The following is a 472-nucleotide window of genomic DNA, read 5'->3' as shown; positions in this document are numbered from 1 at the left end:
TGCGCTCAGTCATATGCTGCGGCAGTTCTTGAATTGCAGTAGTTTGTGGATGAACAACTTCAAGGTACATTTTTTTTCTTGTCTCTTGCTTTTGTGCACGTTTAACTCTCTCTCGCGTGCTCCGCATCTCGGCCATTGAGCGCCGACGGGCATTACCCTCTTCATCCATAGCAGTCTTAAGGGCTAGCTTTCCACGACGTCGTTCATCAGCACCTTTTACAACTTTTGGTGCACGCACTTCTGATTTAGCGAGATTAGCACGTCGGTTGTATCGATCGTCTTCTTCTTTATCTTCATCTACTTTGCGTTTTTCAATCACAGTTGTATTTTTAGGCGCGATAGTGATATCTATTGGTTCTATGAAGGAGAGAGTAGAGCTAAGAGAGGGAGTTTGTTCTGGTGGATTTTTTTCTTTTTGATGTATTTCTGTTTCTTGAATTGACTGCTGAAAACTTTCTTCACGTTCTCTTTC

Annotated in this window: 1 pseudogene; it reads right to left on the bottom strand. The window is 42.6% G+C overall.

Annotated elements, in window-relative coordinates:
- Positions 1-472 (bottom strand): annotated as a pseudogene (locus J7R05_RS07905) (translation initiation factor IF-2); the annotation flags it as partial.

The sequence above is a fragment of the Bartonella capreoli genome (assembly GCF_902813205.1).
In the GTDB taxonomy this organism is placed as follows: domain Bacteria; phylum Pseudomonadota; class Alphaproteobacteria; order Rhizobiales; family Rhizobiaceae; genus Bartonella; species Bartonella schoenbuchensis.
Note: the sequence above shows the minus strand (reverse complement) of the source record. Positions and strands in the feature narration are given on the sequence as shown.